Below are 19,777 nucleotides of genomic sequence, written 5' to 3'. Positions count from 1 at the left end.
ATACTATGGAGCTATTTAACACTATATTTTATTTCTTAATAGTCATCGGAATTCTCGTATTTATTCACGAGTTCGGACACTTTGCTGCTGCGCGCCTTATGGGCATGAGAGCTGAAATTTTTGCTCTCGGTATGGGTTACAGATTGTTTGGCTATAATAAGGTCACAGGTTTTACTTTCGGAAAACTTTCTGAAGATGTAAAGCTTGGGGAATACACCGATTACCGTTTATGCGCATTTCCAATCGGAGGCTATGTAAAAGTGGCCGGTATGATTGATGAAAGTATGGATAAGAATTTTATTGATTCCGAACCGCAGCCATGGGAATACCGTTCAAAACCTGTATGGAGAAGAATGGTAGTAATTACAGCGGGTGTTATTATGAACTTCCTGCTTGCCTTCGCGATTTTTTATTCCATCACACTTATAAAAGGAAAAACCATAACCGATTCAACAACAATCGGATATGTTTCCAATAATTCTCCTGCAAAGACTTCAGGTCTTCTGCCCGGTGATAAAATAATTACAATTAATAATCATCCTGTTGCATCATGGGAAGAAGTGCAAAGTAATTTGTACTTCGAAAATTTAGGTGAAGCGCTTTCATTTGTTATAGATAGAAACGGAACTAAGCAGACGATTAACATTACGAAAGATAAAGTCGGGGACTTAACTGAAAGAAACTTTGGTATTGCAGTTGGAAATGTTTCAGCGGAGATTAACGATGTTGTCAGTGATAAACCCGCTGCCAAATGCGGTTTACAAAAAGGAGATGTGATAACTGAGTTTGCCGGGACGCCAATTACTCATTCACAACAGCTTACGGATTTAATTAGATTTAATGCTAACAGAGAGGTAGATGTAAAATGGATGCGCGACGGCAAGACTTTAGATTGCAAAATCACACCATCTGCAGACTCTACAATAGGTGTTATCATTGCAGGTAAATACACAGGCCCAATTAAAAAAGAATCATACAACGTTATCACTGCTGCCCCAAAAGCAGTAGGGGATATGTATTATCTCGGAGTTGAATTATTCTTCAAAACAATTTATAAAATATTTAAAGGCGAGGTTGCATTTAAAAAGGCAATCGGCGGACCTGTAAAAATTGCTCAGGCATCTGCACAGTCTGCAGAGGGCGGTTTCTTAAGCTTCATAGGATTTCTTGCATTGCTTTCAATTTCTCTTGCAGTGATTAACATTCTTCCTTTCCCTGCTTTGGACGGCGGTCATTTTATAATGCTGGTTTACGAGGCAATTGTCCGCAAACCTGTTCCGCATAAAGTTCAGATAGTAATTCAGAACGTCGGTTTTGCAATACTCATTCTCTTTATGATTTTCGTTTTATACAACGATATTATCTCCATAAAATAATTTTCTTACAGTATAAGTTTTATAAAAAAAAGCGGCATCAGCCGCTTTTTTTATTTGTGGTAAATCCAATATTGATTCTGTATCGTTATTACTGTACTAGCAGTACTCAATTCTTTTAACGGAATTCTTCTGAGAGCTCAGAGGAATTCCGTCCTTTCAATTTTACTCATTTACAAAATTTTTAAATATAACTACGAACTTTGCACCTTTCCCGTGAGTGCTTTCCACATGAATTCTTGCACCGGTCAGGTCAGCTAATTTTTTTACAATAGATAATCCAAGCCCGACTGAATTTTCTCCGCCCGTAGGTTTTGCACTGAGCTTTGCAAATTTCTGGAACATAAGCTCCTTGTCCCTATCAGTAAAGCCGGGACCTTCATCCATGATTTCGCAAACAGGCTCGTTCTCCTTATTTTCATACACTCCTATAAAAACATTTTTGTTTGGGAATGTATATTTAATTGCATTAGAAAGAATGTTTGTTAGTATCTGCTCAATTGCAATTTTATATGAACTGAATTTTATTTCATAATGCGGCTTGCTTACGCTGATGCTGATGCCTTTTGCATTTGCAGACTTGCTGTTCTCTTTTATAATTCTTGATACGATATCAGATAGATTTACTTCTGAGATATTCCCTTCCATCTTGCCTGAATCAATTGCATTCAGGTTTAGTAGATTTGAAATAAGATTGAGCATTTTATCAGAACTGATTTTTATTTCCTGCATAATTTCTTTCTGGTCAGGGTCAAGTGCATCTCCGTCTCCCAAATAAATTTCAGCCAGAGAATAAATTGCTCCCAATGGATTTCGTAAGTCATGCGCTAGTATTCCGATGAATTCATTTTTCTCTTTGTTGAGAGATTCCAGTTTTTCATTCAGCATCGTTAGCTTATTTTTCTCTTCTTTTAATTTACTTGTTTCGTAGTCAAGCTTCTCAATTTCAAACTGCATTATTAAGTTGTTTGAAATTCTGTCTATTTCTTTTTTGTGAATCTCTTCATACTTCTCAAACTGTTTTGTCTTGTATTCTAAGGAGGTTTTATAATCACCTTTTTCTAAAAAAACTTTGCTTAAAAATTCATAGTTGCAGTACAACAGGTCATTCATATTTGTTTTCGATGCAGATAAGATGCTATCATATGCAAGGATGATTGCCTTCTCAATATTTTTGCTTTTATAGTGAAGTTCTGCAAGAATGAATTTTGTCTCTGCAATCGAACGTTCATCGTTAAGCTGATTAGAAATCAATAACCCCAGATTACAGTTTATCAATGCATCGTCAAAATTTTCCAGTTTGTTTAAAACTTTCCCTTTGAAAACGTAATTAGCTGCAACCATAGATTTATCACCAATCTCTTCAAAATTTTTGAGACTCATATCAGAGAAGTTCAAAGCCTTATCCATTTCGCCCTGTTCAAAATAAACTTCTGCATAGTTATAAAGTATATAGCCCTCTCTGTATTTATCTTTTATTTTTCCGTTTAATTCAAGGGCGGAGCTGAAATACTTCAGCGAGTTCTTGTAATCTTTCTGCTTTTTATAAATCATTCCGATATTAACATAGCAGCTTTGCAGATCAAACCAACTATCAATTTCCTTCGATATTTTGATACACTCAAGAAAATATTTCAATGCCTTCTTGAAATTTTCAGTATCCATGTAAACAACTCCGAAATTATTCAGAAGTCTTGCCTTGATGAGTGGTGAATTTTCAATCTGATTGAGTCGGTAACTCTCTGTTAAGTATTTTAATCCTGCCCGATAATTTTTCTTATGAATATAAACATTAGCAAGATTCAGATTGCAGGCAATAAGATTTTTTGTATCATTTCTTTCAGTATATAATTCAATGGCCTTGAGAATATTTTCCTCAGCTTTATCGTATTCTGAAATGGCGTGATAACAGTTGCCTAATTGATGTGTGTAGTAAGCAATGTAGTCGGAGCTGTTTATTTCTTCAGCTAATTTTAGTGCAGTGATACATTCCTGAAGAGCTTCATTTGCATTTTGATGGACTTTTTCTGCAATGATTTTTTTGTACTCTTCAAGTTTTTTGCGCTCGTCAATGCCCACGTTGAGCTCTTTAACGAGTTTTTTAAAACTTGTATTCAAGTTTCCCCCCTATTGAAAACTTTTTTACAAAAATTTCTTTAAACTTGTATTACAAATATATCTAATTACATCGGTTAAAACAAAACGCTAAAAATCCTATTTCTGCAAAATAATTTATTATATTATAGTATGTTTTGGTTTCCGTTCCTGCTTTGCCAGTATGCTTTTAATTTTTTCAATAGCGTACGATTTCTGGAAAAATCTTTTTGCTTCCTGAGCTTCTTTTAAAACAGAATAATCCAGTTCTTTTACTTCTGCTTCAGATAAAATAATTTTTTTGAATATTTTTAAAGATGTATTCATGTGTTCATGCAGATATTTCGGTATTTTTTCGTTTGATGAAGTAAAGTGTTTTGCCGAGTCAATCAGTGAAAGAGCAGATTCATAATGCTTCATTTCTATATAATTCAGCAGAGTATAAAAGCGTAAATTTATTTTCATTATTATATCTGAATAATTTACTTTGCTTATATGCTCCAGTGATTTCTCGTATTTTTTTAATTTAAAATTCAGTACTCCAAGACAATAATTTACCTGATTATTCTGTATGTTTGGGTGAAGTGTCGGTCCGTACTTTTCAATAAACTTCTCTGCCCATCCGAATTCTTTTTCAATTACTGCAGCGCTGAAAATATTTTCAAAGACCTGCGGTACAAAATACTCTTCATTTGCGTTCGGATAAATTCCAAGTTTCAGAAAATAATCATTAAGTTCGAAGACCTCTTTTTTAAATGATAGATCTGCAGGAATTAGCTTTAAGTAGAGAGTCTCGCAAAGCACTGCCCATAGCATGTATGTATCTGTCTCTTCAAATTCAGCTCCGTGTTTTAGAAATATGGATTTGAGTTCTTTATAAATAGGAAGAGTGTCTTCATCTACTTTAATTCTATATGTCAAATAATATGCCTTAAGATAAGGAAAATATTTGTTGTTCGTACTTTCAAGATATTGTATAAAACTATCAGGATTAATTGTTTTTACAAATTCATTTAAGATATTATTCTTTTTGTTATTAAAGTTCGTTGTTTCATTAAATGTAATGTGTTCGCTTAAATGAACAAAGAAGGTGGAAAAGAAATGAGAAATAATGGGCTCTGCTTTTCTCGAAGAGAATTCCATGCGTTCATAAACTTCTACCTCACTGAGCTGCAAAGAGTTGTAATGAAATGCTTCTTCAAGGACGTGCATATGCATAAAATAATCAGGAGATATTTTAGACTCCGATAATTTTTTCTTATTCGAAAGAACAACTTTGTTGGATAATGAAAAACACTTTCTTTTCTGCAGTTCAGTAATTAACAATTTGTAGTATCCATTCTCATCATATTTTAATCTTTCGTTTGCCAGAAAACTTCTTAATAACTGAGAGAATTCCGTCAGTCTGTTTTTAATTGTTCTTTCACTGAAAGTTTTTCCTGGATATAATTTTTTATATAAAAGCTGATAAGTCAGTTTTTCATGTGAGTATTCCGGGGAAAACTTCTTAATTTCTTCGAATAATTTTATTAGTACTTTATTTGAATTGTGATAAGGTGAGTTAATGAAGTCACTAAAGCTTTTAAAATCGGCTTTTTTGAATGTTTTTAAGATCTCAAATGTATTTATTGGAATCATTATCTCGGTATTTCAGGAAAATAAAAAATAGTTATTTATCCATTTTAACCATTTTTTGTATGAAAAGCCATTGAATATTTTCGGTATTTGTTGAATTTTTCTCTTTGAACCGAAAGCTGCACAATTCTATCTTTGTATAGAAAATTTAAATAATAAAAAATCATGCAGGAAAAAATTTTAAAACCGGTTTCATCTTTAATGTTCTCAGTAATCTTTCAGGTTGTAAGAATTGTTTTAAATTTATCTTCTTCAAAGAAGTAATAAATAAATAATATTAAACCAAATTGATTTTTAAAAATCTAACCCAATTAATGATGACAATAAATTTCAGTTTTTCAGAAAAAGCTATAATACTTCCATAAATTTTCTTCCAAACTCTTCTCACTTTTTTTCCCTATTAGTAGGAATAGGGAACGCTGTATTTCTACATAAAATTCCCTTTACTATATTATTGTTCATAGACTTGGCAGTCCATTGTTGCGGATTAACCTATTAGGTCTGTTACAATCTGAAATTTCCGATAAAAATTTTATAATTTTGTTAAGTTTTTTTGAATAAAAAAAAGACCTGACAGGATTAAAAACCTGTCAGGTCAATTTATTAGAAAATTTTAAAAATTTATTTAGATAGAATCATTTTCTTTGTTGTTGCGAAATCTGATTCTTTTCCCTGCGCAGTCATTCTGAAAAAATAAGTCCCGCTTGTTAAATTAGAACCGTTGAACTCAACAGAATAAAATCCTGCCGGCTGTAATTTATTGTTTATAAGATTTGAAACTTCACGTCCCAGCAAATCATAAACAACTAAATTTACGCTGCTCTCATATGGCAGAGCGTATTCAATTTTTGTAACGGGATTAAATGGATTAGGATAGTTCTGCATTAACTTAAATTCAGTTGGTGTTCCAGTTACAGGAGTAATTCCTGTTGCAACAGGTGAATTATTTATCTGAATAACGCAGAAGTTCCCCTGCGTAACTGCCGTACCGGTATAGCTTCCCTGCCATCCTGCAGTGAAATTAGTTGCATAGCCTGATGTAGAAGTTCCAATTGCATCATTAGCTCTTGATGTACCTGTAAAGCCTGTATGTCTTATTTCAATAACTAAATGCCCGCCGGTATAAAGATAAGAAGTATTAAAATTAATCGGAGGATCGCCGAACGGATGCGGAGCAGTGCCGTTTACACCGTATGAGTTTGCCGGAATTACCAGGCTTCCTGAACGCACCTGAGTCTTTGTGCCTACAATGTTGGAATCGAATGTTGAATGTCTTTCGGCAGGCGGAACACCCGGCGCAAGATATATATCATAATTTGAGAAAGTAACATCAGCAGAAGGCCAGGCAGTGGTTGATGAGCTAAGATTTCTAAAAGTAATTGAAGTAATATGTGTTCCCACCAAAGCAGTAAGCTGGTTTGCGTTTATAATCATCTGATAAGTACGGGCTGTGTTACCTGTAGGTCCCGTAAAAGTTGCCGTGCCGACTGTGCCTGCATAAGTACTCGGAATAACGAAGAGGGCTTCAGGGCTTGCTAATTGAGAATAAGCACCTGAACTAAAACAAATTACAAGCAAAAATAAGATAGGAAAAAAAATGTAACGTTTTAACATTGATGACTCCGTTTTATTATTTAAGAAAAACTTTTAAGATTATTATTTAATTAAAAGCATTTTTTTGGTTGCTGTAAAATCTTTTGTATTTCCCACCACAGTAATTTTATAAAAATATGTTCCGCTTGTCAGATTATTTGCATTTAGCTCCACAGAGTAAAACCCGGCTTTTTGCAAGCTGTTGTTTACTAGATTTGCAACTTCCTTTCCTAGCATGTTATAAACTTTTAAACTTACATTGCTCTCAAAAGGAATTTCATAATTAATTTTTGTAACAGGATTGAACGGATTCGGATAATTCTGAGAAAGCCTGAACTCATTCGGCAGTCCGACTTCAACATTGTTTGTCAAAGTAAAATATTCAAAACCACCGTTGTAATCTATCTGTTTTAATCGGTAAGTATATTTTCCTGACTGTAGACCGTTATCAAAATATGTATAGTTTTTTGGTTCATTAGAATTTCCGTATCCCTGAACATTTGCAATTTTTATCCAATCATTTTGTGAATTTTGTTCAATTGATTTTCTTTCAATATCGAATCCCGGATTATTGTGTTCTGATTCAGTAGTCCAATGAATAGATACATTATTTCTGACTGTAATTGAAGTGAAAGATGAAAGTTCGACAGGCGCAACTGCATCATTTAATTGGATGACGCAAAAATTTCCCTGGGAACCCGTAGTACCGGTGTAGCTTCCCGTCCAGCAGGCGCTGTAGTCAGTTGCATAACCGGATGTAGAAGTAGTTATTGCATCATTTGTTCTTGTTGTACCGGTGAAACCGCTATGCCTTAGCTCAATTAGTAAATCACCTCCGGAATATAAGTAAGGTGTTGTGAAAGTTATAGCAGGACCAAAGGCATTCGGAGTGCTGCCGAAAGTATAAGAGTTTGCTGTTACTAATAAACTGCCTGAACGGACCTGAACTTTCGTACCTGTTATATTTGAATCAAATGTTAAACTCCTGGCGGATGGAGGTCTGCTTGGTGAAAGATATATATCAAAGTTACTGTAAGTTACATCAGCGGTTGGCCAATTTGCAACGGAAGAAGTTGGGATTCTCATAGAAAGAGAAACTATATTATTCCCTACCATAGTGGTCAGCTGGTTTGCATTTATTAACCACTGATATGTTCTTGCAGTATTACCCAGTGGACCGGTAAAAGCTCCCGTCCCGCCTATTCCTGAATAGGCATTTGGAAGAACAGTTGTTGCTCTCGGATCTTCTGTTACAATTTGAGAGTAAATACCGATGGTGTAACAAGAGGAAAGTAAGAAAAGAGCAATAAAAAAAAAGTATCGATTTAACACTGATGACTCCTTTTTAAATTAAGTTAAAAATTCCCCGTCTATTTAATTTTATAAATTATAAATATTACTTTAGAAAATCCAATATTTTATTTATCCTTAAAACGAGAAAGACGGGACTGAGTTTCGCACAGAATGTTACAATAATGTGACAATGTAATTTTTAAATAGTAAGAAGGTTAGAAAAGGGAAGTTTGGGAAATAATCCCGCTAAAGCTGGACTGAGCTTTGCTCAGAATGTTACAATAATGTGACAATGTAATTTTTAAATAGTAAGAAGGTTAAAAGGGAAGTTTGGGAAATAATCCCGCTAAAGCTGGACTGAGCTTTGCTCAGAATGTTACAATAATGTGACAATTTAATTTTTAAATAGTAAGAAGGTTGAAAGGTAAATAGTGGTTTCGAAAATGTGACAATAATGTTACAATCTGTGTCATCATATTTTATCATAATTATCTGTGTTCAAAAATCCGTCAAAAATTCATCAAAATTATAAAATTTATTAATTAATTTTAGCTTAAAAACTTACAGCTCATTATTTCACAAATTTGAAATATTCTTCACTCAATATGTAATTCTTTTCATTAATTTGCAGATTTTTGCATCCATTTTTATAGAAAAATGCTAAAAATAGCTCAAAATCAAGGTTTTTGCTTTGGCACGGCTATTGTATTATAATAAAGCAAAACCACATAAAAACATAAAGGAGATATACAAATGAACATAGTAAAATTCAACAGACCAAACAAAGACTTTTTAAATTTTGAAGGCTTTGATAAGCTTTTCAACTGGAAAGATTTATCCGACGTAGCTTTTAATTTTGATAAGACTTTCGGTTTTGCACCAAAGTCAGAAATCGTAGAAGATAAAGATAATTTCTACATTTCAGTTGAATTACCGGGTGTTTCAAAAGAAGATGTAAAGATCAATCTTGAAGAAAACACATTAACAATTTCAGGTTCTAAAAAGAAAGATGAAACTTTCAAAGATAAAACATCAGTAACAAACGAAAGATATTACGGAGAGTTCAAAAGAACTTTCAGCTTAACAAACGATATTAAAAAAGACAATATCGAAGCAGCTTACAAAGACGGTGTATTGCACATCTTATTACCAAAGGTAGAAGAAGCAAAACCGTTCGTAAAAGAAATTACAATTAAGTAATTTAATAATCACCATTAAGTAAATAACTTCCGGCTACCGGTCGGAAAGGCAGGAAATCACCCACAGAGATTCTGCCGCGTTAAAGAAATTAATTCAGATTATCGATTAAAAGATTTGGTTGGATAAATAAAAGATGAAGAGGTAAGAGAAGGGTGTTTGAGTAAAATTGAACACCCTTTTTATTATTTAAAGTAGTTTACAATTAACCAGAATACCCCGGAGACACGAATGGAAATAATTTTTACGCTTATTCTATTAATAGGCATCGGCATTAACAGCCACAGATACGACATAAGAAATAAGGAAGTACCGAAACAAGAAGTAACTTCATTCATCGAAGAAGATTCAAACAATAACCAACTGCAAGTTTTAAGTAATACTGAAGGTGAGATTGATTTTAATATTGAGATTAATAACGAGCTTTCAGAAGCAATTCAAAAGAGTGAATCAAGAAAAATGGAATCAAAAGGAAAGTACATATCAGTCAGGATAAACGATGGAAACGGTTAAAGAATATGCTATGTTAAAGAAATTGACAAGGTTTTACATTTAAATTCACTTTACAATTAGTTAGTTTACAAATTCGCGTTTTTAAAAAAGAAAAAAGAAAGGAAATATAAAAATATATGGGTAAAATAATCGGAATTGACCTTGGTACCACAAACTCGTGCGTAGCCGTTATGGAAGGCAATGACCCCGTTGTTATTCAAAATGCTGAAGGCGCAAGAACTACTCCTTCTGTAGTTGCTTTCACCAAAACAGGTGACAGATTAGTCGGCGACCCGGCAAAAAGACAAGCTGTAACAAATCCTCATAACACTGTATTCTCTATAAAGAGATTTATGGGAAGAAGATATGATGAGGTTACCAGTGAAATCGGTAAAGTGCCTTACAAAGTTATCAAAGGCGAAAACGATGTTGCCAGAGTTGAAATAACTGACCCTGCAACAAATCAAAACAAAATTTATTCTCCGCCGGAAATCTCTGCAATGATTCTTCAGAAAATGAAGAAGACTGCTGAAGATTATTTAGGCCAGCCTGTAACAGAAGCTGTTATTACAGTTCCTGCTTACTTCAATGATTCGCAAAGACAAGCTACAAAAGATGCAGGTAAAATTGCAGGACTTGATGTAAAAAGAATTATCAACGAACCTACAGCAGCAGCGCTTGCTTACGGTCTTGATAAAAAGAAAGCAAATGAAAAAGTAGCGGTATATGATTTAGGCGGCGGTACATTCGATATCTCAATCCTTGAATTAGGTGACGGTGTATTCGAAGTAAAAGCTACAAACGGTGACGGACACTTAGGCGGTGATGACTTTGACCACGTATTGATTGATTATCTAGCCGAAGAGTTCAAGAAAAAAGAAGGTATCGATTTAAGAAAAGATCCGATGGCAATGCAAAGATTAAAAGATGCTGCTGAAACTGCTAAGAAAGCTTTATCTTCTAGCTCACAAACTGAAGTAAATCTTCCTTACATTACAGCAACTGCTGAAGGTCCTAAGTTCTTACTTGAAACCATTACAAGAGCTAAGTTCGAATCATTAATTTCTAATTTAGTAGAAAGAACAGTCGGTCCATGTAAAAAAGCAATTGAAGATTCAGGTTATAAAGTTGAAGAAATAGATGAAGTTATTCTCGTCGGCGGTTCAACAAGAATTCCGATGGTACAGGACAGAGTAAAAGCTTTATTCGGTAAAGAGCCGAACAAAGGCGTAAATCCTGATGAAGTAGTTGCAATCGGCGCTGCAATTCAGGGCGGTGTTCTTGCAGGTGATGTAAAAGATGTTTTACTGCTTGACGTAACTCCTTTATCATTAGGTCTTGAAACCCTTGGCGGTGTAATGACTAAACTTATTGAAGCAAATACAACTATCCCAACTAAGAAGTCACAGATCTTCTCAACAGCAAGTGATAATCAGCCCGGTGTTGAAATTCACGTTCTGCAGGGCGAGAGACCAATGGCTCAGGATAACAGAACATTAGGCAGATTCCATTTAGAAGGAATTCCACCTGCACCAAGAGGCGTTCCGCAGGTTGAAGTTACATTCGATATTGATGCGAACGGTATCTTAAATGTTTCTGCAAAAGATAATGCTTCAGGAAAATCTCAGTCAATAAAGATAACTCACTCTTCAGGATTGAGCGATGCTGAAATTGAAAAGATGAAGAAAGATGCTAAAGAACACGAAGCAGATGACCTGAAGAAGAAAGAAATGATTGACTTAAAGAATCAGGCTGACGGAATGATATTCCAGGGCGAAAGACAATTGAAAGAATTCGAAGCCAAGCTTGATGATGCTACAAAATCGAAGATACAATCTTCTATAGACAGACTAAAAGAAGCTGCTAAGACCGATAACGCTGCAACACTTAAAACTGCAATCGATGAATTTAATGCTGCATGGAACGAAGCATCTACACAGATGTATTCACAGGCAACACAAAACCCGGGAGCCGGCACTGATGCAGGCGCAGGACAACAAGGTCCTAACCCTAATGCAGGAGCGGAAGCTTCGGGTGAAAAAGTCGAAAATGCAGACTTTGAAGTAGTTGATGATAAAGACAAGAAATAATTAGAAAATAGTAATTATGTTTAAATAAGAGGCGTGGCAACACGCCTTTTGTGTTTTATATAGGATAAAAAATTCCTTGTTCAAAAATCGGTTGTCCTGCCAAATCATTTATAGTATCTTTGTATAGTATAAATAATCAACGAAGTATTAAATCATGCAAACGTTACCATCACCAAAAATAATGTATAATGCTCTGATGAATAGAGATACATCTTACGATGGCCTGTTCTTCATTGCAGTAAAGACTACAGGAATTTTCTGCCGTACAGTGTGCACAGCTAAAAAGCCCAAACAGGAAAATGTTGAGTTTTACAAAACTGCAGACGAAGCTTTAAAATTCGGATACCGCCCATGTAAAGTATGCAAGCCGTTGAACATCTACGATAAGCCTGAGTTTGTGAAAAAGGTTTTGAGTGAAATTGAAAAAGATCCATTTGTAAAATTGAACCAGAGAAAGTTAATTGACATGGGAATAAATCCTCATACGCTTACGAGATGGTTCAAAAAAAATCTTAACATGACATTTTCAGCATATCATAAAATGAACAGATTAAACAAAGTTTACGGAAATCTCCGTGAAGGGCAAAAAGTTACTGAGACTGCATTTGATTCAGGTTATGAATCTCTCAGCGGCTTCTCTGATTTCTTCAAGAAGACAACAGGATTTTCTCCATCGGAATCTTCATATAAAAATATAGTTTCAGCCGAACGAATTGTAACACCACTTGGCCCAATGCTTGCAGCGGCGACCGATAAAGGAATTTGTTTATTGGAATTTGTCGATAGAAGGATGCTGCAGAATCAGATCCTTTCACTGGAGAGAAGATTAAAAGCAAAAGTAATTCCGGGGAAATCTCCGTTCTTCAAGGAGCTTGATAAGCAGTTGAAGGAATATTTTGAGGGTAAGAGAAAAGATTTCGACATTCCGCTTGATCCGTCCGGAACCGAATACCAGAATAAAGTCTGGAAGGAATTAATGAATATTCCCTATGGAAAAACTGTTTCATATCAGACTCAGGCAAACAATATAAAAATGCCCAAGGCAGTCCGTGCAGTTGCAAATGCAAACGGCATGAATAAAATCTCCATCATAATTCCTTGTCACAGAGTAATCGGTTCAGACGGAACACTTACAGGCTACGGCGGAGGATTATACCGCAAAAAATTCTTACTGGACTTAGAGCAAAACACATCTAAACTTTTCTAAATGAATTTTATATACAATGAATAATTATTTGATTGAAACTTTTTTAACCAAATAATTATTTTCGTAATAGTACAAACTAAACTTCATCCACCCCGGATTCCATCTTCCTTGGAATGTTTGTATACTATTTCGAAATTCATTTTTTAAAAATCACAAAAATATAATTAATCATTCAAGTCTGATAAAGATAATATATTAAACCGGAAATAATTACAAATAAATTTCAGGTATTATTTAGGAAAATTGAAATCTCTTATTTAATTGATTATTCATATAGTAATAGCTGAATTTATTTTTAAAATTTAAAAAATTTTTGGGAAATTTTATAATTTATCTTCCTGCGATTATTATAGAAAACATTTAATTTGTATTAACTAAAATTTTAAAATTCAAAATTATCTTTAACAAATTTATCATGAAAAAATTATTCACGGTTTTACTATTTACCGGATTTATTTTTTTAAATGTATTTTTGTTTTTATCGCAAAACTCCACAAGTAAAAATATTCTTGAAAGCGATGAAAACGAAAATTCTTTTAATAAACCGTATGCAATTGGCGATGAGGATGACCCTCAGGCGAGATTTAGCTGGGAGTTTAAAAAACTTCGTGATCCAGTTACAAATAGAATTCCGGACAACATAAGACAAAAAGAACTCGAGTTTGCAGCAGGTCTCCCCAAAAGAATGGGTGATGCCCCTGATGCTTTGACCTGGAGCGAAAGAGGACCGAGTAACGTTGGCGGAAGAACAAGAGCCGTTCTCGGAGATATTAACGATACAAACATAATAATCGCCGGCGGTGTTTCAGGCGGGATTTGGCGTTCAACTAATTCAGGTGTAAACTGGACTCAAAGAACTACTTTAACCCAGCTGCATAGCACAACTTGTATAGCTCAGGATATTAGAACAGGGAATACAGGAAAGTGGTATATGGGTACGGGTGAACGTGCAGGTAATTCTGCAGGACAGTTTGGTGCAGCCGGAGCCTTTACAGGTGACGGAGTTTTTAAATCAATCGATAACGGGTTAACATGGAATCTACTTGCATCTACATCAGGCAGCTCTCCAAGCAGTTTTAATTCTAACTGGCAATACGTTTGGAACGTTGCTACTGACGCGTCAAATGCTACTGATGATGAAGTTTATGCAGCTACAATCGGTTCAATACAAAGATCTACTAACGGAGGAACAAACTGGACTACTGTACTGGGTAATACAGTTACTGTTTCAGAATACACGGATGTTAAATGCGCAACTTCAGGAGTTGTCTATGCGGCTGGAAGTTACATTGTTGGCGGACCAATGAATGGAATTTACCGTTCTGCTGACGGAGTTACATGGGCAAATATTACTCCCGGTTCTTTTCCGGCAACATTTGGAAGAATAGTTGTAGCAATTGCTCCATCAAATCAAAATATAGTTTACTTTGCTGTTCATGATGTGCCTAATGCTGAACCAAACTCTGTTAACGGACATCAGCTTTGGAAATACCAATATGTAAGCGGTGATGGAACAGGTGCAGGTGGAATCTGGACTGCTTTGGGAGGTAATCTTCCTCAGGCTGGTCAGGGTAATTTGGGAACCTTCAACGAGCCATTCGATACACAAGGAGGTTATGATTTGACGATGCAGGTAAGTCCTACAGATCCGAATTTTGTAATTTTAGGTGGAGTAAATCTTTATCGTTCTACTGATGGTTTTGCAACAAGTACAAATACAAAAAGAATCGGGGGATATCAGCCTCAGGAACAAAACGGAACATATCCCAATAGTCACCCGGATATTCATATAGGATATTTTAAACCGGGTAGCAGTTCGGTATATTTCAGTGGTCATGATGGAGGTATTTCAAGAACAGATGATATAGCAGGTAACGTATCTATTGATAATCCTGTAACATGGTTTTCACGTTCAGGCAGTTTTAATGTGACACAATTTTATGCAATTTCTTTAGACCCTGAAAATGGTTCAAACTGGATAGCAGGGGGATTTCAGGATAATGGTTCATCGGCTACTAATAGCGCTTTATTAACAAACCCATGGGGCTCAATAAACAGTGGTGATGGTGGTTACTGTTCTATTCCACCGCTTGCAGATGACAGATTGTATTCAACATCGCAAAACGGAGATTTAGACAGAGTTAATAGAGACGGAAGTAATATGGTTTCAATGAAGCCAACAGGGTTGGGAAATCCTGCATTCATAAATCCGCATATATTAGATCCTAATAATTCTTCAATCGTGTATTATGGCGGCGGTACATCCGGTACAACAACAGGAATCTGGAGAAATAATAATATTATTAATGGTACTGCAACAGTAGGCTGGAGTTACCTTGCAGGAACAGATTTCGGTGTACCCGGAAATCAGGTATCAGCTGTAAGTGTTTCTAAAGCCAACACTGCTAATGTTGTTTATTACGGTACTGATGGCGGTTTTATAAGAAGAATAGATAATGCAAATACAACAGCAACTGTAAGTGCAAATCTCAATTCAGTTGCAATGCCTGCAGGATTTGTATCATGTCTGGCAATTGACCCCACAAATTCAAATAACGTTATTGCTGTATTCAGTAACTATAATGTGCAAAGACTCTGGTATTCTACAGATGCGGGTTCTACATGGACTAATATAGATGGAAACCTGGCAGGCGCAAATGGACCTTCTTGCAGATGGGCAACTATACTCTATAAAGATAGTCAGCTGCATGTATTTCTTGCAACATCAGTTGGTGTTTACTATACATTAAATATAAACGGAGCATCAACAGTCTGGACACAGGAAGCAGTAACATCAATCGGAAATGTTGTAACTGTTATGTTCGATTATCGTTCTTCCGATAATGTATTAGTAGCAGCAACACACGGCAGAGGAAGTTTTTCCACTGTTATTTCTGCGCCATTACCGGTTGAGCTTCTTGCCTTTAACTCTCAAATTTCAGGCTCGAATGTATCTTTAACCTGGAGCACCGGAAGCGAAGTTAATAACAGAGGATTTGACATTCAAAGAAAAACCGGAAATGAAGATTGGAATAATATTGGTTTTGTGAACGGCAACGGAAACTCAAATGTTCAGCATAACTATTCGTTCAATGATAACAATTTGCAGTCTGGAAAATACAAGTACAGATTAAAGCAAACTGATTATAATGGTAACTTTGAATATTACAATCTGGCAAGTGAAGTTAGTATAGGATTACCAAGTACTTTTGTTCTAAAACAAAATTATCCGAATCCTTTCAATCCATCTACGAAAATTGAATTTAGTTTGCCTTCTAATGGAAATGTGATGTTAAAGATCTATGATATTTCAGGAAAAGAAGTTGCAAGACTGATAAACAACGAATTCAGAAACGCCGGAAATTACACCGTGGATTTCAATGCTTCTACATTAGCATCCGGAGTTTATTTCTACAGACTTGAAGCGGGAAGTTTTATCGGAATTAAGAAAATGATGTTTGTAAAATAAATTGTACAATAAATCATGGGTGCTTAAGAAAGCACTCATGATTTATTTCTTTTTTATTATAGCGAAAGTAATATCATCGTTCACTTCATGGAAACCTCTGAAATTATTAACTGAATCAACTAAAATTCTTTTTATATCCGATACATCTTTATAAGCATTTGAGCTTAATACTTCTTTAACTTTTGCAAGTCCGTATTCATCTTTATTTGAATTCATTGCTTCAAAAATTCCGTCAGTATAAATAAAAATAACGTCACCGGTTTGAAGAGTGACTTCAATATCCTGAATGGTTTTATTAAACAAATCTTCATTCATCATTCCGAGCGCTGAACCTGCAGGCTTTAATTCTTCGCATCTGTTTTCAGATTTTTTAAAAAATAGAATAGGCGGATGTCCTCCCCGGCAGAGTTTTATTTTATCTTTATCTATTTCAGCTAATACTGCAGTAAGAAATAAACCCTTCTTAAAATTTTTTAAAATATCTCTGTTAAGAGATTTCATAATATCTTTGGGTTCAGGAATTATATCGGCGACATATCTTATTATTGCCCGGACGTGAACCATGTGAAGCGCTGCTCCCATTCCTTTACCTGAAATATCTCCGACAGAGATAAGCAGCTTATTATTCAGTTCATCTTTGCGGTTAACAAAATCTATAAAGTCACCTCCAACATCATTTGCAGTTTCGCAGTGACATTCAATATCATATCCTTCATATGCAGGAGCGGATTTAGGAATCATAGAGTCCTGTACCTCTCTTGCAATAGAAATTTCATCCTTTGCAATAATTTTATCTGCTACTTCAAGAACTAAAAGTAAAACTAAAATATAAATAGAAAATCCGTACCACTGGGGATTATCGGTTACAACTCCTGCAGCAAAAATAAATATTGCAATTGAGAACAAAATCCTGCGGAGAGGAGTAAGTTTCCTGAGAATAGCAACAATAAAGTTACGGATGAACAAAAGCCATCTTTTGAAATTATCCTTGCTCTCATCCGGCTTCTTCATATCACGGGAATAAAACTTGTAGAGCCCCGGAATATCTTTTGTAACCAGTTTTTGAAATTCTTCAGAAGTAAGGTCGCTTGTATAAAGGTTGTATATTTTTTCGAATATGTTCAATCTTAATTTTTAAAAGTTATACGCAAACTTAATTAAAATAGTTATTGATAATTTTTGGGAAGAATTTTTATAATCTCATTTTATATAGAAATTAAAGATACTTTTTTATAATTTAACCTATTCCCAAATACCCTATGATTATAGACGACGATTCTCAGGAAATATCTGTGAGAAGAATTGATTTTATTTCCCTTGTGGATAATAAAATTATATTTAACTTAAAAAGCTCTCAAATGAAACAGATTAAGACTTATAATTCTGTTGAAGAGGCAAAAGAAGAATTTGCAAAACTTTCCCGCCGTATTGAGCATTACCACATTGTGAAGTCGGGAAGACCACTCGCCTGAGATTAATTTTGCATTATCCATTTTATAATTTCGTTTTTGCTCATCGAATCTGTAATTTCCAGAACAATACTTTTATCTCTGTTCACTGCCAGCCAGTTTGAAATTACTTTTATTTCATCAAGTTCTTCAGGCGTAAAGCGATGCTTAATAAATTTTGATAAGGAAAAAAAGAGGTAATCTGTTGTTTCAAATATATCATCCAGAATTAAATTTTCATCTGCGACTTCATCAATGTTTATAGTGTAAGTCTTCATCAGTTTTCCGTTATGGATAAAAAATATCTCCTCTTTATCACCGTACTTCTGCTTTATAATAATTTTTTTATTGTTGATAGCTGAAGTAATTACTTTCTGATAGCTCATTACCCTTTGAATATCTTTCAATCTGTCACGTAAAAAAGCAGCCCTCTCAAAATCTTCCTCCTCTGAAAACCTTATCATCTGCCTTTCAAAAAATTTCTGAACTGATTCCTCTCCTTCATCTGTGATAAAATTATGAACATTTTTCACTTCATCGGTATATTCCTTTTTTGACTGGGCTAAATTACAAGGAGCGTTGCATTTTCCTATATCAAAATACATACAGGTAGAATGAGTTTTTGAAGGTCTCAAAAATTTGTATTCACATTTACGAAGTTTATAATTTTCATTTATCTGTTTTAAAATTCTGTTCACAGTCCTTCCGCTTGAAAACGGTCCGTAATAATTTGCTCCGTCATTTTCTATCTCATAAACTTTATCAATCTTCGGGTATTCATTCTGTATATCAATTTTTAAGAATGGATGAAATCTATATCGCTTTATTGCTGTATTAAATCTCGGCTTATGCTTTTTAATCATCTTTGATTCCATTATCAAAGCGGAAAGTTCGGAATCCGTTACTTCATATTCAATTGCATGCACTGCCTGAATCATATTTCTTACTTTAGGCGGAAGATCAGAGGATGAATTCAAATAAGTTGAAAGTCGTTCTCTTAAATTTTTAGCTTTTCCTATATAAATTATTTCATCGTGCCTGCTCTTCATAAAATAAACTCCCGGTAACCTTGGGAAATCTTTTATGTTTGCCTTTATCCTTTTAAGAATAGGGGACTTGTTTACGGATGTGTAAATTTTTGTATTCTGAAATCGCAGCACTTCCTCAGTTGTTTCAAGCTCATACTCTTCATTAAGTATATCTAAAAACCTGAGAAGAATTTTGGAAGTTACAAGGGTATCATCAAATGCCCGGTGAAAATTATCTGCTTTTATTTCAAAATATTCGGCAACATTGTAAAGTGATTTACTCTTAAGTTTTTTAAGAAGCCTTCTGGCAAGTTTGCAGGTACAAATTGTTTTTAAATTGAATTGAAAATTATTGCCAGTTCTTTCAAATGACTTTCTGATGAAGTTATAATCGAATGCTACATTATGCCCTGTGAACAAGAGTGTCGAATCTGCGCCGTCAGTTGTGTGCGATTTATCAAATATAAAATTATGAATTTTCGGCGAGAGCTCTTCAAACGTCGGCTTATCCATCACATCTTCATTGGTAATACCGGTGAGATATGTAATCTGGCTTGGTATATGCTGTTTGGGATTTACAAGTGAAGTAAATTTATCAATAACTTCTCCGTTATAAATTTTTATCAATCCGATTTCAGTAATGCGGTTAAAATCGGATGATACACCCGTTGTTTCAACGTCGCAGACTACAAATGTTGTATCGTATATAGGCGTTCCCATAAATAAATATAGTAATATATTTGTAAACAAAAATTTCCAAAAAATTTGGCTTTCGGTTTTAACCACAGATGTCACAGAGAAATATCGCAGAGAACACAGAGCGATAAAATTCAAATATGGATAAATTTTTTTTAAAAA

Annotated in this window: 13 protein-coding genes; 7 read left to right on the top strand and 6 right to left on the bottom strand. The window is 34.6% G+C overall.

Annotated features, from left to right (window positions below; all coding sequences use genetic code 11):
• The first annotated feature begins 5 nt into the window (after positions 1 to 5).
• Positions 6 to 1,376, top strand: coding sequence for an RIP metalloprotease RseP (rseP, locus tag JST55_03125; GenBank protein ID MBS1492474.1), 1,371 nt, complete (start codon positions 6 to 8; stop codon positions 1,374 to 1,376).
• Between the two features lie 162 nt (positions 1,377 to 1,538).
• On the opposite strand, the gene JST55_03120 is transcribed toward rseP, so the two are convergent.
• From JST55_03120 to JST55_03105, 4 genes are all read right to left on the bottom strand, one after another.
• Positions 1,539 to 3,491 (bottom strand): tetratricopeptide repeat protein, encoded by a 1,953-nt coding sequence (locus JST55_03120; GenBank protein MBS1492473.1) that lies wholly within the window; start codon positions 3,489 to 3,491, stop codon positions 1,539 to 1,541.
• Positions 3,492 to 3,608: 117 nt separating this feature from the next.
• Complete coding sequence (locus JST55_03115) at positions 3,609 to 5,105, bottom strand: hypothetical protein (protein ID MBS1492472.1); 1,497 nt, start codon at positions 5,103 to 5,105, stop codon at positions 3,609 to 3,611.
• Between the two features lie 618 nt (positions 5,106 to 5,723).
• Positions 5,724 to 6,536 carry a T9SS type A sorting domain-containing protein gene (locus JST55_03110; GenBank protein ID MBS1492471.1) on the bottom strand — a complete coding sequence of 271 codons (813 nt, stop codon included), beginning with the start codon at positions 6,534 to 6,536 and terminating at the stop codon, positions 5,724 to 5,726.
• Between the two features lie 222 nt (positions 6,537 to 6,758).
• Positions 6,759 to 7,811 carry a T9SS type A sorting domain-containing protein gene (locus JST55_03105; protein MBS1492470.1) on the bottom strand — a complete coding sequence of 351 codons (1,053 nt, stop codon included), beginning with the start codon at positions 7,809 to 7,811 and terminating at the stop codon, positions 6,759 to 6,761.
• A 930-nt stretch (positions 7,812 to 8,741) separates the two neighbouring features.
• Here JST55_03105 and JST55_03100 point away from each other — a divergent pair.
• From JST55_03100 to JST55_03080, 5 genes are all read left to right on the top strand, one after another.
• Entirely contained in the window at positions 8,742 to 9,188 is a 447-nt protein-coding gene (locus tag JST55_03100; GenBank protein MBS1492469.1) for an Hsp20/alpha crystallin family protein, read from the top strand.
• A gap of 228 nt (positions 9,189 to 9,416) precedes the next feature.
• Positions 9,417 to 9,698: a hypothetical protein gene (locus JST55_03095; protein ID MBS1492468.1), complete on the top strand. Its 282-nt coding sequence runs from the start codon at positions 9,417 to 9,419 to the stop codon at positions 9,696 to 9,698.
• 116 nt (positions 9,699 to 9,814) lie between these two features.
• Positions 9,815 to 11,767 (top strand): molecular chaperone DnaK, encoded by a 1,953-nt coding sequence (gene dnaK / locus JST55_03090; protein MBS1492467.1) that lies wholly within the window; start codon positions 9,815 to 9,817, stop codon positions 11,765 to 11,767.
• Positions 11,768 to 11,921: 154 nt separating this feature from the next.
• The gene (locus JST55_03085; protein MBS1492466.1) at positions 11,922 to 12,974 is read left to right on the top strand and encodes a methylated-DNA--[protein]-cysteine S-methyltransferase; all 1,053 of its coding nucleotides are present in this window, start codon (positions 11,922 to 11,924) and stop codon (positions 12,972 to 12,974) included.
• Positions 12,975 to 13,389: 415 nt separating this feature from the next.
• Positions 13,390 to 16,443: a T9SS type A sorting domain-containing protein gene (locus JST55_03080; protein ID MBS1492465.1), complete on the top strand. Its 3,054-nt coding sequence runs from the start codon at positions 13,390 to 13,392 to the stop codon at positions 16,441 to 16,443.
• Between the two features lie 42 nt (positions 16,444 to 16,485).
• Here the strand turns inward: JST55_03080 and JST55_03075 are convergent, their stop codons facing one another.
• Entirely contained in the window at positions 16,486 to 17,568 is a 1,083-nt protein-coding gene (locus JST55_03075; protein MBS1492464.1) for a serine/threonine-protein phosphatase, read from the bottom strand.
• 134 nt (positions 17,569 to 17,702) lie between these two features.
• Here JST55_03075 and JST55_03070 point away from each other — a divergent pair, with 134 nt between their 5' ends.
• Positions 17,703 to 17,915, top strand: a complete 213-nt coding sequence (locus tag JST55_03070; protein MBS1492463.1) for a hypothetical protein — start codon at positions 17,703 to 17,705, stop codon at positions 17,913 to 17,915.
• A gap of 2 nt (positions 17,916 to 17,917) precedes the next feature.
• Here the strand turns inward: JST55_03070 and JST55_03065 are convergent, their stop codons facing one another.
• Positions 17,918 to 19,639, bottom strand: a complete 1,722-nt coding sequence (locus tag JST55_03065) for a GIY-YIG nuclease family protein (GenBank protein MBS1492462.1) — start codon at positions 19,637 to 19,639, stop codon at positions 17,918 to 17,920.
• Between the last annotated feature and the right edge of the window lie 138 nt (positions 19,640 to 19,777).

The organism is Bacteroidota bacterium, from assembly GCA_018266835.1.
Lineage (GTDB): Bacteria > Bacteroidota > Ignavibacteria > Tepidaquicellales > Tepidaquicellaceae > JAFDZO01.
Note: the sequence above shows the minus strand (reverse complement) of the source record. Positions and strands in the feature narration are given on the sequence as shown.

Bases quoted from the DNA above. Each gene is read 5' to 3' on its own strand.
- rseP (MBS1492474.1), top strand. From the start codon at position 6: ATGGAGCTATTTAACACTATATTTTATTTCTTAATAGTCATCGGAATT.
- JST55_03115 (MBS1492472.1), bottom strand. From the start codon at position 5,105: ATGATTCCAATAAATACATTTGAGATCTTAAAAACATTCAAAAAAGCC.
- JST55_03110 (MBS1492471.1), bottom strand. From the start codon at position 6,536: ATGATTATAAACGCAAACCAGCTTACTGCTTTGGTGGGAACACATATT.
- JST55_03105 (MBS1492470.1), bottom strand. From the start codon at position 7,811: ATGGTAGGGAATAATATAGTTTCTCTTTCTATGAGAATCCCAACTTCT.
- JST55_03100 (MBS1492469.1), top strand. From the start codon at position 8,742: ATGAACATAGTAAAATTCAACAGACCAAACAAAGACTTTTTAAATTTT.
- JST55_03095 (MBS1492468.1), top strand. From the start codon at position 9,417: ATGGAAATAATTTTTACGCTTATTCTATTAATAGGCATCGGCATTAAC.
- dnaK (MBS1492467.1), top strand. From the start codon at position 9,815: ATGGGTAAAATAATCGGAATTGACCTTGGTACCACAAACTCGTGCGTA.
- JST55_03085 (MBS1492466.1), top strand. From the start codon at position 11,922: ATGCAAACGTTACCATCACCAAAAATAATGTATAATGCTCTGATGAAT.
- JST55_03080 (MBS1492465.1), top strand. From the start codon at position 13,390: ATGAAAAAATTATTCACGGTTTTACTATTTACCGGATTTATTTTTTTA.
- JST55_03070 (MBS1492463.1), top strand. From the start codon at position 17,703: ATGATTATAGACGACGATTCTCAGGAAATATCTGTGAGAAGAATTGAT.
- JST55_03065 (MBS1492462.1), bottom strand. From the start codon at position 19,639: ATGGGAACGCCTATATACGATACAACATTTGTAGTCTGCGACGTTGAA.